Here is a 15,229-nt window from a genome sequence, read left to right as displayed (position 1 = left end):
CCGAAGCCGCAACGTTTAAAAATGGCCAAAGTTCATTCAATACCTCTTGCTCGACATGCTTCCGTTCAAACAAATCGCAATCGAGCTTAAGCTTCATGTAAACACCATCTATGCGTGGAACAAGAAGCTTTCTGCGTTCTTTGAGCTATACTTGCCGAATAAGCAATTTCAACCTTCCGATCAAGGCTCGTACGACTATGCAACCATTCCGGTTAACTGCTCGGACCAAAGCAACTCCTCTAAAAGCGCCGATTCATCGCCACAAGCTCAATGTGCGTCCAGTATCCCTGAAGTTCCCGTGACGATTGCCGTTAATCGTGAAAACCCAAGGCATATTCTCTTCTCGATAGCCAAAGAACAACGGGATGCTGCCTCCCCTCTCGAAAAGAAACCATCAGCTGAACCGTCCAAGGTCATTCATGAATTCCAACGTTTCTGCACCAAGAAACGCGGCTTCCCCTCACGAAATCTGTTCATGCATCTGACCTTTTTCCGTATGCTGAAGCTACTGGAAGCCATAAATCCTGCCATTTTAGTTTCTAAACTACTCAAAATCCGCCTTGATAAGGATCGTTTATCACGATCGAACAGACTATTCATAAGATTGATCTGATAATATTAAATCAATCATTACTTGTGATTGTTTTACGCAAAAAACACCAATCATAGCCATGCTAACGATTTGTTGCTGGCCGGTTCTCGCCCTGCCGATTGGGTAGGGACTTTCTTTGTGCGGACGAGGCACTGGCGGGGCACAACGAAGGGCTACTACCAATGGCCGCTCCTAAATAAATGAAATTATGGTCAAAAAAGAAGCGGGACGTCTCCCGCTCCGTTTCTATACACGCCTTTAGTACAACTTTATTTGAGTTTGAATAATGTCTTGATAAAAAAATTGAGAAAAGCTTACGGGATAAGGGTTTCCCCTTTCTCCTCATGGCCTTTCCCCCTGTTTATCATGAGTTTATTTATCATTGGCAGACTTTATTTAAAATGGAAAGGGTTTGTTTATTGTTTACACATCCCTCACCAACAAAGCCTCCGATTCCACATGCACCGTATGCGGGAAGCTACCCTATTATGTTCCCTTCTCGTATAATCGCTTTATACCGCATATATTCTAGGGTTTTTGTTTTTCTATATTAGGCATTCTCTTGATTCATCATGGTTTATTACGAATTTTTGCGGCAGATTTACGGCAATTGAGCTAAGCGAATCTTTGAGCTTAACTTGCCTATATTTATGGCGGATTAAGATGAACCGTATTACGCCTTGTTTGTTCTGACCTCTACACTGCCAGTGTTCTTCGATTCGTTATTGATGGGAATCAGAAATTCTCGGAAACCGCGTCCTATTTGGGTTTATGGTAATTACCGTCACTGCTAATCATCGATAGATCCGGCTCATTTTCGGCAGTTTGTTACCGGAGTGTTACCGGATCTGTTACCGAATCCTCTTCGTTTTCTTTAATGAAAATCATCTGTCTTTCTTCTGAGTTGAAACCAAATCAATTGCAAGTTGTTTACTCATTGGTATATCTAACAACGAGCAAATTTTTTGCTTTTCTATTCTGTCTGTATCAAACATATACAAGTGGTTGATTACCAATACCTTCAACAAACTCGTAGCTAATACGTTATCACTTGTATATTCCTTTAAAGCTTTAATATCGTTGTACGGTAAAGAACGAGATTGATCTAGCTTTATTGAAATTTCGATAAGTCTTACTGCCACAGAATTATGTTGCTCTGTAATCTTCTGATAAGTAGAATACAAGTCTTTTGAACCGATCGATTCTGAAACTTTTATAATCGTGTGATATGAAATTGCACAGCATAGATTAAAGAGAAGTTTTCCCGCCTTTTTCTGTATCTCAGCTTTATTATGATCCCCTTCTTGTTGCTCGATAAATTTTTGAATTTTATTAGCAATATTATTAACATTATCACTAATCACTGACAAAAAGGAATTTAAAGTTCGCAATCCAACCATATAGGATTCTTCAGCTAAAAAATATTTCTCTGTTGCTTCGATCGATCCATAATAATTCCTTAATATTTGTCCTAAAATTTCGATAGTCTTAAAGGCGACATTTAATTTGGCAGCAACATCCATAGCTGAATTTCTTGAGGCATCTTGTTCTCTTTTTGTTACTGCTACTTGTTGATGCCCTCTTTCCATCTCATCTTTCGCAATAAGTTGTTCTTCACGGTGTTTTTTAACTTCAATATTATGATAAACGATTTTCGGTAGTTCAATAGCTAAGTTATTTAGAGCTACAATATCGTTTTCAAGTGTAGTGGGGCTACATTCATCAAAAATTTTCTGTGCTTGTTTATGAATTTCGTAAAGAATAAAAGGATCTTTAGAGAGATGAGTTAAAAACATTAGAATATTAGCATACTCTTCAATATGTACATTACTACACATCTCTGCAATTTTATCTCTAATTTTTTCTTCAGTAATTTTCACAGAAAAATATTTAGCTACAAAGTAGTAATATATATAACTGTACTTAAAACTATAGGAATTGTTGCGTGATTCTATAATTGATGAATTGATTAATCTTTTTAGTGTTCGCTCAAAATCATTTGTTAAATCATATTTTTGGCATATCCCCCCATTAAATTGTTCAAACTCGAAATAAGAAAATTCATATATATCTTTATCAAAAAAATAATATGCTAACTCAGAAATATAAGTGTAATACGCGTCAATTTCCTTGTGTTGCATATTAATATTAATGAAGGACTGTGTTATAAGAAGTTCATAATAATATCCATATGCAGAATCCTTATTATTATGTGGCATTCCACTTTCTGCTGTTTGCAGTAATATCAACAGAAAAAATGGAAACGAAGGAACAAAGTTGTTACCAATTACAATATTTATATCAGCTATCATTTTATCATGCTTTTCCATTAATTCTGCTTCTGATATATTAATTACCTGACCAAGAGAATTCCACTTGTTAACTAATTGCGATCTTTTCAAGTGTCCAAATTGCAAAATTTCAAACTTTTCAAACTTGTCTAGGAAATCTTCCTCATCTTTTTCATCCTCAATCAGATCAGAATATTTCATCATTTCATTTCCAGTTAAAATTAAGTTGGGATACATGACCATAATGTTACTTATTAATTCCGAAACGGACTTACTATTTAGTTTACTTTTTTCTAAATCGTCAATGATAATTATTTTTTTAAAATGCTCAAGTTGCTTGTATCTTTCTAATGTACTATCCGAGTATTGATAGATATAATTCTTATAAACGACTTTGTTAAAATCTGATAACGTATTACTTTTGATTTCCAGGGCATTTATATATACTGGTACGAGTCCATTATTATGATAATGGCGATATATTGTCTTACAGAATGCAGTCTTACCAGATCGTTCAGAACCAAAGATGAACAATTTAATATCTTCGGAAGATGAGGTTACTTTTTGAAGATTAACAATTTGATCAACCTTACCGGCTTTTTCATTGATCTCCACCAATCTTGCATCAGGATATAAATAAATATCCTCTAGTGATACAATTGGTTTACGTGGATGCCTTATTGTAATACCAGGATCATTCAGGTAAGAATTAAATTCATTTGAAAGTACAAATACAGATTTGTTTAGAGAAACAAAGCGTTGATATGCTACCCAATCTGTTTCAAATACATTTGAATAGTAAGACTCATTCCAAGAATATCGAACGAATTTTTGATGTTTTGAAGCCAAATTAAAAATTAATAAATTAAATTGGCTTACGACTGGAGTGTTTGATTCTTGTAATACCCCACCTTCAATATATTGTGTAATGTTACCGGAAAAATCCTCCACTTTACTAGCAGTTGAAACATGTTCATGACCTGTAAGTATAAAATCAGAGCATGCTTCTAAAGTTTCCCCGATAACTCTTGAATTTTCAGGAAAATACCAATTCAGGGGATGATGAATTGTTGAAATCACCAAATCACCTTTTGATAAAGATAGATATTCTTTAAATTTTTCAATAGGAAAATACAAACTGCCCGGCTTCTCTTTTAACATGGAGATCCATGATGAGTTAAAGCAGTTGAAAATGATATTAAATGAGCCTAAATTAAACAAATAGCTTTTGAAAAGTTTATTGTCATAAATTTTATTTTCAGTAGGCTCAAAATACTGTAAATAATTGATATATTGTTCCTGCGGTGCAAGTAATTCATCAATAATATATTCATCAAAACTGCTTACTTTCCCATTTTGAATATTGTTTATAACCATGTCCCGAATTGGTGGCTTTCCGGCTTTAAAATCACAATCGTGATTCCCCGGGATGATTATAAACGATATGCCAATTTTTTTAACTCTACTTATATTGGATGAAATTCCTTCTAGCATTTCGATTGTTTTGATATATTCTTCATACTGCCCTGAGTAAGCACTATCACCTGTTACCATCAGAAAGAGATGATCTATTTCAAAAATATATTCTTGAATTGCAGAATGGATTTTTTCATGTTTGGTTAGCACACTGTTCTCTTCGATCGCCATGTGAATATCACTTAACTGAAGTATTCCAATTTTCATTTGTGAGTTTCCCCTTCGTAGAAAAGATAATAGTGTCATATAGCTGCAAATTATTATTTGAAAATAAAAAAATTAAGTTACTCCTGATTAAGTTCCGAATAATCCGCTCGGAAATAGACTTTATAATCTGATGCCTTAAACCCGTATGCTTTCAGCATTTTTAGCAATAGATTACGAATACCATTTCCGCTCATATTCGTTTCCAAATATAGGTCTTCTATCAATAGTCTCGGTTTTCTCATTCCCGCTAGGTTGGATGATATATATTTGCTCTTCTTACCATTCATCTGTGGATTATGCTCGAATTGTCTAAATTTATCAGCGTCCAAATGTACCAGTATTTCACTAGTTTCCAGAAAAACATCGATCCATGTTTTTACTAATATCTTCTCATTATTTAAGAGCTTAAACGAATCAGGACGTATATGCGTAAAGTCCTCATAGAGCGTATGCTCAACATTATTATCAACGGTGTAGGCAGCGTAATCTGGAATTGCTTTTTTCTCATCTTCTTCACCCAACTCAGTAACGTCTACTTCGTACATTTCAGCCTCTTCGAGAGTCAACATAGATATAAACTCATCTAGCCTATTCTCATATGAATGGATGGACACAGCTACAGACTCGTATTCTCTACGAGTCGTGAAGTCTCTCCGTCGAAATGCATCACTCATCTTCTGATCAATAACATTCATTGTATCGCTAATGGTCTCTTTAAGCAGTTCTAAGCTTTCCGATATTTCGATGGACTGTTTTGGAAAATCCGTCTTTATTAATTGGATAATTTGCTCTAGTTCCACGGTCATCTCTCCTAAATTAGTATAAAAAAGCTGAAGGTATCTGCCCTTCAGCTCAAGTCCATCTACGATGTCATATCTATTTGATAATTCGTAAGTACCGCTGTCATTCATTATACCTCATAGATACCTTTTCCATCAGCGGCAATTTGATAATAGCTACGATCTGCTGGAGCATTATAGTAGCTATGCTTCATCTGCAACTCCGCCTGTTTAATCACGAGATCGATTGCACCAGGGATCTCTTCCGGTGGATACTTAAACTCCTTCAACAGCCGCTTTATTAGGGAGCGCATATTGGCTTTCGCGTCATTCCGCTTGTACCAGTCAGGCGTTTTATTATCGACAATGAGTTGAAGAAGCTTTTTCGCCATCTCACGAAGTACATCGGACTGATAGTGTTCCTTAACCAACCCCGGCTTCGCAAGCGCATCGTAAAATGCTTGTTCCTCAGGCGTTAGCTGCAAGTCGACGCCTTCATTGATTGCAGCTTCAATTTCTTTGGCGATATCAATCATCTGCGTAATCATTACGTTAATGTCTTCAACCTGATTATAACGCTCTACGATGTTCTTCAGCTTTTCTGAGAAAAATCCAGATCGAACGATGTTTGTCTTCTCAAACCATTTGATTTTATCATCAATCAGTTTTTTCAGGATCGTAGCCGCAATGTTCTTGCGTTTCATCGCCATAATCTTCTGCAAATTTTCGACGGACAGAAGACTTTTTTCTTTCTTGGCAGAAATCGAAACGACTTCGTCCCCGTCTTTAATTATCGCCTGCTCGATCATCGCGGTTATTTTTTTCTTAAAAGCTTCCACATCCGGCATTCCATCTCGCTCAACCTTAACGATAAACGACTTCACCGCCATAAAGAAGCTCACTTGTACACGCACCGAAAAATCAAGTGCCGTTGCACAGATGTTATATGCGCTCTGTAGCCGAGCAACGTGTTTTAAAAACACTTCCTTCGCCCGTTCTTTCAGAACATGCTCTACGCCATCTTGAATGAGTTCAAAGCGTTCTTTCGGAGTCGCGTTCATATACTTGCTGAATTCGAATCCGTGGAACATTCCTTCCAATATTTCAACTTCCGTCATCAGGATTTCCTTGGCTTTATCGATCTCTGGAATACTGTTTTTATCACGGCTTGTATAAGTATTGAGCGCTTCCTTCAAATACTTGCTGAGCCCGATATAATCAACGATCAATCCAGCCTGCTTATTTTTGTACACACGATTAACCCTGGCAACGGCTTGCATCAGATTATGCTCTTTCATGATCTTATCGATGTACATCGTATCAAGACAAGGCACATCGAAGCCGGTAAGCCACATATCAACGACGATCGCAATTTTAAGCTGGCTGTTCTCATCCTTGAATTGATTAGCGAGCGTCACTCGGTGCTGTTTGTTGCCGACAACGTCACGCATCTCTTGTTCGTCTTTATTGCTGTCCGTCATGACAAGCCCGATCTGATTCGCCATTTCCGGTGACTTCTCTTTAATCAACTGATAAATGCGGTATGCAATTTTACGGGAATAGGCAACAATCATTGCTTTGCCTTTGAGCATGTGCTTGCGGATTTCATAATGGGCTAAAATATCATCTACGACGAGATTCAGCCGATCTTCGTCACCAATGACCGCCTCCATCGTGACCAGGTCTTTCTTCAGCTTTTCAATCTTCTCTGGCGTTAGCCCTTGCGCCTCTATGCTTGCAACCTCTTTGTCGATTTGATCCAGAATGCCCTCATCCAAATGCACTTTGGCAAGACGATTCTCGTAATGCAAATCAACCGTTGCGCCATCCAACTTCGCCTGGGTCATATCATATACGTCAATAAGTTCACCAAACACGCCAATAGTCGATTTGTCATGCGAATCGATCGGCGTACCAGTAAATCCGATAAAAGTCGCATTCGGCAAAGCGTCACGTAAATACTTGGCATAGCCATATACAAGCTCGGCTTCCAGCGTCTTTTTATCGATCCGAATGTCGGGATCGATTCCATACTGTGAGCGATGAGCTTCATCGGCGATAACGATAATATCATGACGATTTGAGAGCAATCCTGTTTCTTCAGTAAACTTCTGAATCGTCGTGAAGATAATACCCCCAACCGAACGATGCTCCAGCAGCTCGATTAGGTTCTCTCTCGATTCTGCACGAACAGGCGCTTGGCGCAAGAAATCCGCCGCGCTGCTGAATGTTCCATGAATTTGCTCATCGAGATCGTTCCGGTCTGTTACGACGACGATAGTCGGGTTGTTTAACCTGGCAACAAGTCCCGCAGAAAGGAATACCATTGAATACGACTTGCCGGATCCCTGCGTATGCCACACGACACCGCCCCGTTTATCGCCATCCACAGCCTGAACGACGCTATCAATCGCTTTGTTCATTCCGAAATACTGATGGTAGCCGGATATGATTTTCGCTTTTCCACCAGCAAAAAAACTGAAATTCCGAATAATATCAAGCAGTTGTTCCTTGTTCAGCAGCCCTTTAAGAAGAGTACCGATTTGAGCAATATGCGGTTCATCAACAATAGGTGAGTGCCGATCTACCTGCTTCCATTGCATGTAACGGTCGTAATCCGCTGTAATAGATCCGAAACGTGCGTTGACGCCGTCACTAATAATGCTGAATGCATTGTAATGGAACAGCGGTTTGATGACATCTTGATATGTCTTGATTTGCAAATAACCATCATGGATCGTAGCATCTTCACGCACCGCAGATTTCAGTTCAATGACAACAAGCGGCAACCCGTTCACAAATACAACAACATCCGGACGTTTCTCAGCTTTATAAATTACCGTAAATTGATTGATTGCCTTAAAGCAATTGTTGCTCGGTCGCTCGAAATCGATAACGCGAACGATACGGGAAGGAACGTCCTCCCCGTACACCTCAATCTTCACGCCTTCAATGAGATAGCGGTGAAACAATTGATTCGCTCCGATTAGACTAGCGTCATCGATATATTGAAGCTTGCGAAGCGCTGCTTCGATTACTTCTTCCGATAGCGTTGGGTTGAGCGTGTACAACGTTTCACGCAAATCATCCTCCAACAATACTGTATGGAAATCACGATTTAGTTCATAGCCATTCTGAACTTTATAATTTAGATCATTTTGCAACAATTCAAGAACGACCGATTCAAGGCTATCTTCCGTAAACATTTTTTCACCGCCAATCTGTTATAAGTCGATCTCCGAAACGTCGATTTCTCCAGACATTAATTTGGGCAGAAGTGTGTCACGGAGACCAGACATCCTTTGGTTTAAATCATAATTTTGTTTAATTTTCAAAATCAGATCCCCTATTATATGGTCGAACTTATTTAAAATCACATTTTGAGGTATAAGGATAGGGGCTCTTCTAAAATCTTTTAATACAACCCTAGGAAGAGCTGACCCACTTACAAACCCATCCTTAATCATTTTTAATGTTGATGGAAGTTTTAATAATATTCCTAAATAAATTGAAGAATATTGAGTTTTAGCTCGTAAAATAGCAATCGAAGACAATAAAACATATTCTTCATCTCTTAGCACATTTAATACCCTTCCGATAGTCCCATCCTTCGAGAAAAGAACATCTCCTTTAATGGGTCTGCATCCATTATGAACTAACAGATTATAATCCTCTATTGAAATTCTTTTGCATTCATTAATTTCAATTCCATACTCGCTCATATTCTTTACAGTCGCGATTGGAAAACCATCATCAACTTCTTTAGGTGAATAATGAGCACCATCAGTTATTACTTCGCAATAATCTTCAAGATTTGAAGCTCTCCAGCCTTCAGGAATCTCTTTTCCTAATTCCTCATTCCATTCCATCTCGCCGCCACTCGATCTATAAGGTTCACCATTTTCATTTTGAAACTCAAAATCAACGAACCATTGCTTAAAGATAACCTGAGCCATTTGTTCGAGGACTTTGTTCATCTGATTGTTGAGTTCTATTTTTTCGTCGAGGACTGATAATATTGAAGATATCTTTTTTTGTATGTCAATTTGAGGAAGTGATATCTCAAAATTCTCTATCATTGCTTTTGTTAGGGCATTCCTTGTTCCTCCATGTGAAGCCAACGATAAGAGACTCTTTTTTGCCAAAGGGTTTAATAGTGCATACATAACGAATTTTGAGTGTGCAAGATCCGGATCTGTTCTAATTATTGCTACATGTTGATTTACTCGTGCAGGAATTACGCTCTTATCAGGCATACAACACCGTGCCACAGAGTCGCCGGTAATGTTTAACAGTACATCATCTGCCTCAACAGTAACATTTCTTAAATCATGAGCTTGGGTTTCATCGATAAACGCTAAGCCATCATAACTGAATTTAAAATCAAGTACATTTTGACTTCTTATGAGTGAAATTCCTGTACTATAATATGCTTCTTTTCCTCCTCTTGGAGTAGCACCACTTCCGATCTTAGTCGTTACTTCACTTAGCTTCATTAATTCAGAATTCATACCCAATAGCCCCCAGACTCTTCTTTATCTTTTCGTCCAGGACAGAAGACTCTGCCATTAGATCAGCCAGTTCGGATACAAGCTTCTCCATCTTTTCTTCGAATGGTTCGTTATCTTCAATCTCTTTTACACCAACATAGCGACCTGGTGTCAGTACATTGTCATGTTTTTGGATTTCCTCAAGACTTGCCGACTTGCAGAATCCAACTTCATCTTCATACCCGTCATTTTTCAACCACTTATGGTAGGTATCTGCAATCAGAAAAATATCCGTCTCTTCCAGCTCGCGCAGCTTACGGCTGATCATTGTACCTTTATCACGCGCATCGATAAACAATACCTCGCCTTTGCGCTTCTTGCCGCGGCGAAGGAACCACAAACAAACCGGGATACCTGTCGTAAAGAACAGTTTATCTGGCAACGCTACAATGCAATCCACCAAATCTTCTTCAATAAATTGTGCACGAATATTTCCCTCCCCGGTCGTTTGAGAAGACAAAGAGCCGTTCGCCAATACGATTCCGGCAACGCCTTTAGTCGGCTTCAGCTTCATGATCATATGAGATAACCATGCGTAGTTCGCATTTCCTTTTGCCGGAACACCCCATTTCCAACGGTTGTCTACAAGCAAACTCTCTTGTCCCCAGTCGCTAATATTAAACGGCGGGTTAGCAAGAATGTAATCAAATTTTTCGTCTTTAAACTGATCGCTATGGAAAGTATCATCATGCGTGCTGCCGAGATTGGCTTCGATCCCACGAATGGCAAGGTTCATCGTCGCAAGTCGCCGCGTTTCCGCGTTCAGCTCTTGACCATATACGGATAAGTTGAAGGCGTTGCCGCCGTGCGCTTTTACGAACTTCTGCGCTTGTACAAACATGCCACCCGAGCCGCAGCAGGGATCATAAATCGTCCCCTCGAACGGTTCGATCATCTCGACAAGCAGTTTTACGACGCTGCTTGGCGTATAGAACTCTCCCCCACCTTGCCCGAGCATAAAGGCAAATTTGCCGAGAAAATATTCGTAAACGCGACCCAGCGCATCTTCTTCAATAAGAAGCGTATCCGAGTTTTCGAATACCATTAAGACTTCGCCGACTCTGCGCTGATCAATATCGGCACCTGAGTAAATCTTAGGTAACACGCCTGCAAGATTTTTATTTTCTTTCTCAATTGCAATAAAAGCTTCGTCTATTATCTGACCAATATTCGGTTTGGTTGCATGTTCAATAATGTACTTCCAGCGCGCTTTCTCAGGCACGTAAAATACATTGAAACGTTCGTATTCGTCACGATCATCTTCAAATCCATCACCTTCAGCAACGAGCTCGTTATAACGCTGATCGAATCGATCCGAAATGTATTTAAGAAAAATGATGCCTAGTACGACATCTTTATATTTAGAAGAAGCAATACTGCCTCTCAGCTTATCGGCTGCTGCCCATAATTTATCTTCCATACTGGTAACCAGGTTTTCTTTTGCCATTGGTACGTTTGCCTCCATCGTCTGTTTCGTATATTCTAATAAAGCCTAAGTGACAACTACGTGTCAGGGAACAATCGTTCTGGAATGGTCTGAGTAACCCACATCTTCACTTATTTCGACACCTATCATTCCTACTCCTGCATACATGGTTAAAAAGCCCTATATCTAAAGGGCTTTTACTCATTTAATGCAAGTTCAAATGTATGAATCTATTATACGAGAAGGTAGACTTCATAGATACAAATAAGAAATGGCAGAATCATCAATTCACAAAATAAACCGGATAATCAGTCAGTTTTTCAATTGCTACTTTACCTTGTAATTCAAATGCCCGTTTTGCCTTCTCAATAATATTCTGCTGCTTCTCACGCAGCGTCTCTGCGCTATTGTATACTCTGCTCAACTGAACACGATCGTAAACCTGTCCAATATTAGGGTATAGCTTTTCTTGCAACGGATCGACAAAGTAACCTGGCTTGAACAAAAACTCGATATGCTTAAATAGCTTCTCAACTGTCTTACCGTTCAAGGCATCATGTTTTTTGTTAAAATGATCATTTATCTCCTGTCGATGTAGATAACTTCTGCATCGCTCAATACACTGCTCTAATGATTCCACCATTCGGACGGTCATTTGATATGCGTCTTCAACCAATTCGCTGAATATGCGAAGCAGCAGCATGTAAGCCTTCACATTCTCCAACTGACAATCAAGATAATAGATGTAATCCATATAATCCAAATGGCAAGGTTGGTCGTCCAAATTGAATCTTTTTCTGCATTGCACTCGATTGATCCAGAAATCCTTATAAAAATCATAAAACAGCCAGATCAAATCAGTTACAGCTTCGCTTTCTTTGAGCGTCGTTATCTCACTTAACCGCTGTTGCCACTTCTCTTCGTTGTTCTCCTGCTTATAGCGCCTCTCAGCTCTGTCGTAAAAAAATCGATAGCCTCGTACTCTTGCATCAGCTGTCGGCTTCGTATATCTCGTATCCTGCGGATTCACTTCCTGCCTTCCATACTCCTGAATAATTTCACAGGCATCACCGTAGTTAATTACTCGATAGCTACAAAATTTTGCACCGTAACCGAGCGGCAGGATGCGATCATCCTTATAAACCGGAAATATTGCATAGCCTTGCTCTAGCAACTCCCTTGCAAAGTCAGGACGAACGTCTGTCTCATCTAGCTTTAGCTTCCTTTGAATTGCACTGTCAGCAGCCAAATCACGTTCTTTAATAAGCAGCGGAGGGCACTTTATTTTTTCCAAATCCTTTATAAATTGATACAAATTTATCACCTTCTTTTCTGTGCCTAAATGATAAAACCAAACAGTCAGTTGTCAATCTTTTTTGTTGACAATCCTCTGTTTGGTTTTATAATGCTGGCGAAATACCGCTTAAATTATCTTGATCGTTAACGACAAGATAAGCTTTGACTGTTTCGTAGCAGCAGAGTGCAGCGCAGATTTCGTAATCTGCAAGCTTACTAAGATAATAAATATAACAATGGAGGCTGCATAATAAATGCAACTTACTCAAGAAACAAATCCAACGCAACGAATGAAACGGCTAAGTATCGTCAGTTTGAAAATGGTCAAGGAAGCCACATTACCATACCCTTCAAACGTCATACGGAAGCCACAGGATGCTTATGATATCGCTAGAATGTTTATAGGCGATGAGGATCGTGAGCATTGTATTCTCCTATGCCTGGATACCAAAAACAAGGTGAATGCGATTCAGACGATTGGGATTGGCACCCTTAACTCCGCTTTAGTGCATCCGCGTGAGGTGTTCAAGGTCGCCATACTCGCCAATTCTGCTGGTATCGTATTCGCACATAACCATCCGTCATCAGATTGCAATCCATCGCCTGAGGACCTAAAGATCACAGAGCGCATCAAGCAGGCTGGCGAAATCATTGGCATCGAACTGATCGACTCCGTCATCGTCTCAAATTGCAATTATTATAGTATGAAGGAGCATGGCTTCCTGTAAGAAATGAAATATGAAGGAACGCATTCGTTCCTTCTCCTTATGAATGAACCCTGGTCACCACGCCACGATAGCTTTGCAGCTGCAAGGCTTGTAACAATGGGAGGCATCGCCTCTTGCTTTAGATAATCATTCATAGGGTTTAAGAGCAGCGTGTAGCCTAATGGCTAGATGCTTTTTGTCGTTGCGTCGAAGCAGAATAGTACAGATCATTCGTTTTGTCGTGCAGCGACAAAACCGCATTTCACGCCCCCTTTATCTGACGTTGATGAAGTATCGCGTGAGCGATATTTCATCATTAGGCAGGTAGAGGGGGTATGTTTACTGTACTCCTGCATGGTAGCTTGCGATATGCTTGTTAAATTAGTCGGAGATTTTTACTTCATTGCAAACGGCGACGTCACGACCGAACCTACGATTTTATATGGAGAGACGGGCATGATAGGCTGATCAGCATCGCGAAGTTAGTATGTTTCGCGGCTTTCGCGAGAAATCATGCCCGTAGAGGCTCCATGTCAAATTGCTTGCCGCAGCATAGTAGGCTAATTAACACAAGCCTTTATTTTCTGTTATAATGTCCGCGAAAAGAGGTGATTGAAATGAATCAAGACATTCTAATGCGGGCGTTATCCAATCAGCCCAAATACGACGGGAAATATTTTACCGGGCGTAAAAAACAATCCAAGCCAAAAAGACAGAGCCAAATATCAGATAAACAGCGTCGGATCGATCATCTTTCGAGCAATCGCCGTCATGCGCTGCTTCGGTTACATACCGATCTGGATAAGCTCTTTATCGCAAATTCGAAAGTTACGCGCCACTCAAGCAGTAAACAGACCAAGCATCATGCCAGAAAAGGAAGCAACGGAAATCTCGGAGTTGAAGGCATCTGGTCATCCGTTACATATGATCGATATAAAAGATCATGCAGGACATTTTTAAAATACTGCTTCGAAAATTTCGAAAACGTAAAACAAGTACGAGATATCAAACCGCGCATGGTCGGTCAATATATAAACGCATTAATCGAAAAAGACAGATCAGCTAAAACCATCTCTGCTTACGTTAGTGCTATTCAAAAGATGGCTGAATCGGCTGTCAAAGTCGGTATCAAGGGACATTCTCGTTTAGTGAATGAAAAACATCGGCAGATGATACCAATCGCTCGAAAGGCAGAGCGACGACGCGGCAGCGTCGGAGGCGTAGGTTATTCGCTTCGTGAAGCCCAAGTAATCGTCAAGCAATGCGGTAAGCATTACAGTATTTACGAGCAAGCATTGCTGGAGCTTTTGTTATATTCATGCCCTCGAATCAGTGAAGTGCTAAAGATATCATTTGATCAGATTGACTTCGAGAATAATTGCGTTGTCATGAACAAGAAAAATCAAAACAAAAACAACCGCCCTCGCCTAATCCCCGTTCCGGAAGCCACCCTTCACAAGCTCAAAATGTTAGAGCCTTACTTAGCCAGCTCGCAAACCAATATTTGGGGACATCGAATGACGGAAAAGCACGTTCGCCATCTCGTTAAGAGCTGCGCCAGCTATGGAGGGGTCAAATATAGCGGAGTCCATGATTTTCGTAAGGCTGGACTTCAATGGTATACAAAGCGGTTGCGAAAATGGAGCAAAGAGCGGCTAGTCAATGAAATCATGCGATTTGTCGGTGTCGATCCAAAGCTAAATCCAGTCATCAAAAAGAATGGCTTACTCGTCCAGAAATACGATCCGCAGTCGTTGCTGAAACGTCAAAAGCGATGGCTGATAAATCAGTATTGCTCACAGCTACTAGGGCATTCGCGTAATGACGCTACTAGCCCTTACCGAAGATGATATCCTACTCCGATAAGCCATCCCTTTTGGATGGTTTTTTTTACTTCCATAGCAT

General features: G+C 39.8%; 9 protein-coding genes. 3 read left to right on the top strand and 6 right to left on the bottom strand.

The genetic code is table 11. From position 1 onward, the window contains the following. Positions 1–46 precede the first annotated feature (46 nt). The gene (locus GXP70_RS04805) at positions 47–613 is read left to right on the top strand and encodes a hypothetical protein (RefSeq protein ID WP_162355420.1); all 567 of its coding nucleotides are present in this window, start codon (positions 47–49) and stop codon (positions 611–613) included. An 863-nt stretch (positions 614–1,476) separates the two neighbouring features. Here the strand turns inward: GXP70_RS04805 and GXP70_RS04800 are convergent. The 6 genes from GXP70_RS04800 to GXP70_RS04775 all read right to left on the bottom strand — a co-directional run bounded on the left by GXP70_RS04800 (position 1,477) and on the right by GXP70_RS04775 (position 12,636). Beyond that, on the bottom strand, positions 1,477–4,566 hold the full coding sequence (locus tag GXP70_RS04800; protein ID WP_162355419.1) for an anti-phage protein: 3,090 nt from the start codon (positions 4,564–4,566) through the stop codon (positions 1,477–1,479). Positions 4,567–4,643: 77 nt separating this feature from the next. Next, entirely contained in the window at positions 4,644–5,366 is a 723-nt protein-coding gene (locus GXP70_RS04795) for a hypothetical protein (protein WP_162355418.1), read from the bottom strand. Between the two features lie 110 nt (positions 5,367–5,476). Beyond that, positions 5,477–8,551, bottom strand: a complete 3,075-nt coding sequence (locus GXP70_RS04790; protein ID WP_162355417.1) for a type I restriction endonuclease subunit R — start codon at positions 8,549–8,551, stop codon at positions 5,477–5,479. A gap of 18 nt (positions 8,552–8,569) precedes the next feature. Continuing rightward, complete coding sequence (locus GXP70_RS04785; protein ID WP_162355416.1) at positions 8,570–9,856, bottom strand: restriction endonuclease subunit S; 1,287 nt, start codon at positions 9,854–9,856, stop codon at positions 8,570–8,572. Continuing rightward, positions 9,846–11,342: a type I restriction-modification system subunit M gene (locus tag GXP70_RS04780; RefSeq protein WP_162355415.1), complete on the bottom strand. Its 1,497-nt coding sequence runs from the start codon at positions 11,340–11,342 to the stop codon at positions 9,846–9,848. Before GXP70_RS04780 ends, GXP70_RS04785 begins: the two co-directional genes overlap by 11 nt. 262 nt (positions 11,343–11,604) lie before the next feature. Continuing rightward, positions 11,605–12,636: a hypothetical protein gene (locus GXP70_RS04775; protein WP_162355414.1), complete on the bottom strand. Its 1,032-nt coding sequence runs from the start codon at positions 12,634–12,636 to the stop codon at positions 11,605–11,607. Between the two features lie 235 nt (positions 12,637–12,871). On the opposite strand from GXP70_RS04775, the gene GXP70_RS04770 reads away from it, so the two are divergent. Together GXP70_RS04770 and GXP70_RS04765 are read left to right on the top strand one after the other, a co-directional pair. Next, positions 12,872–13,345, top strand: coding sequence for a JAB domain-containing protein (locus tag GXP70_RS04770; RefSeq protein WP_225442665.1), 474 nt, complete (start codon positions 12,872–12,874; stop codon positions 13,343–13,345). A gap of 596 nt (positions 13,346–13,941) precedes the next feature. Then, positions 13,942–15,174, top strand: a complete 1,233-nt coding sequence (locus tag GXP70_RS04765; protein ID WP_162355413.1) for a tyrosine-type recombinase/integrase — start codon at positions 13,942–13,944, stop codon at positions 15,172–15,174. The last annotated feature ends 55 nt before the right edge of the window (positions 15,175–15,229 follow it).

Origin of the sequence: Paenibacillus lycopersici (assembly GCF_010119935.1) — a bacterium.
GTDB classification, from domain to species: domain Bacteria; phylum Bacillota; class Bacilli; order Paenibacillales; family Paenibacillaceae; genus Paenibacillus_Z; species Paenibacillus_Z lycopersici.
Note: the sequence above shows the minus strand (reverse complement) of the source record. Positions and strands in the feature narration are given on the sequence as shown.

Coding starts and splice junctions, on each gene's coding strand:
- GXP70_RS04790 (WP_162355417.1), bottom strand. CDS start 8,551: ATGTTTACGGAAGATAGCCTTGAATCGGTCGTTCTTGAATTGTTGCAA.
- GXP70_RS04785 (WP_162355416.1), bottom strand. CDS start 9,856: ATGAATTCTGAATTAATGAAGCTAAGTGAAGTAACGACTAAGATCGGA.
- GXP70_RS04780 (WP_162355415.1), bottom strand. CDS start 11,342: ATGGCAAAAGAAAACCTGGTTACCAGTATGGAAGATAAATTATGGGCA.
- GXP70_RS04765 (WP_162355413.1), top strand. CDS start 13,942: ATGAATCAAGACATTCTAATGCGGGCGTTATCCAATCAGCCCAAATAC.
- GXP70_RS04800 (WP_162355419.1), bottom strand. CDS start 4,566: ATGAAAATTGGAATACTTCAGTTAAGTGATATTCACATGGCGATCGAA.
- GXP70_RS04770 (WP_225442665.1), top strand. CDS start 12,872: ATGCAACTTACTCAAGAAACAAATCCAACGCAACGAATGAAACGGCTA.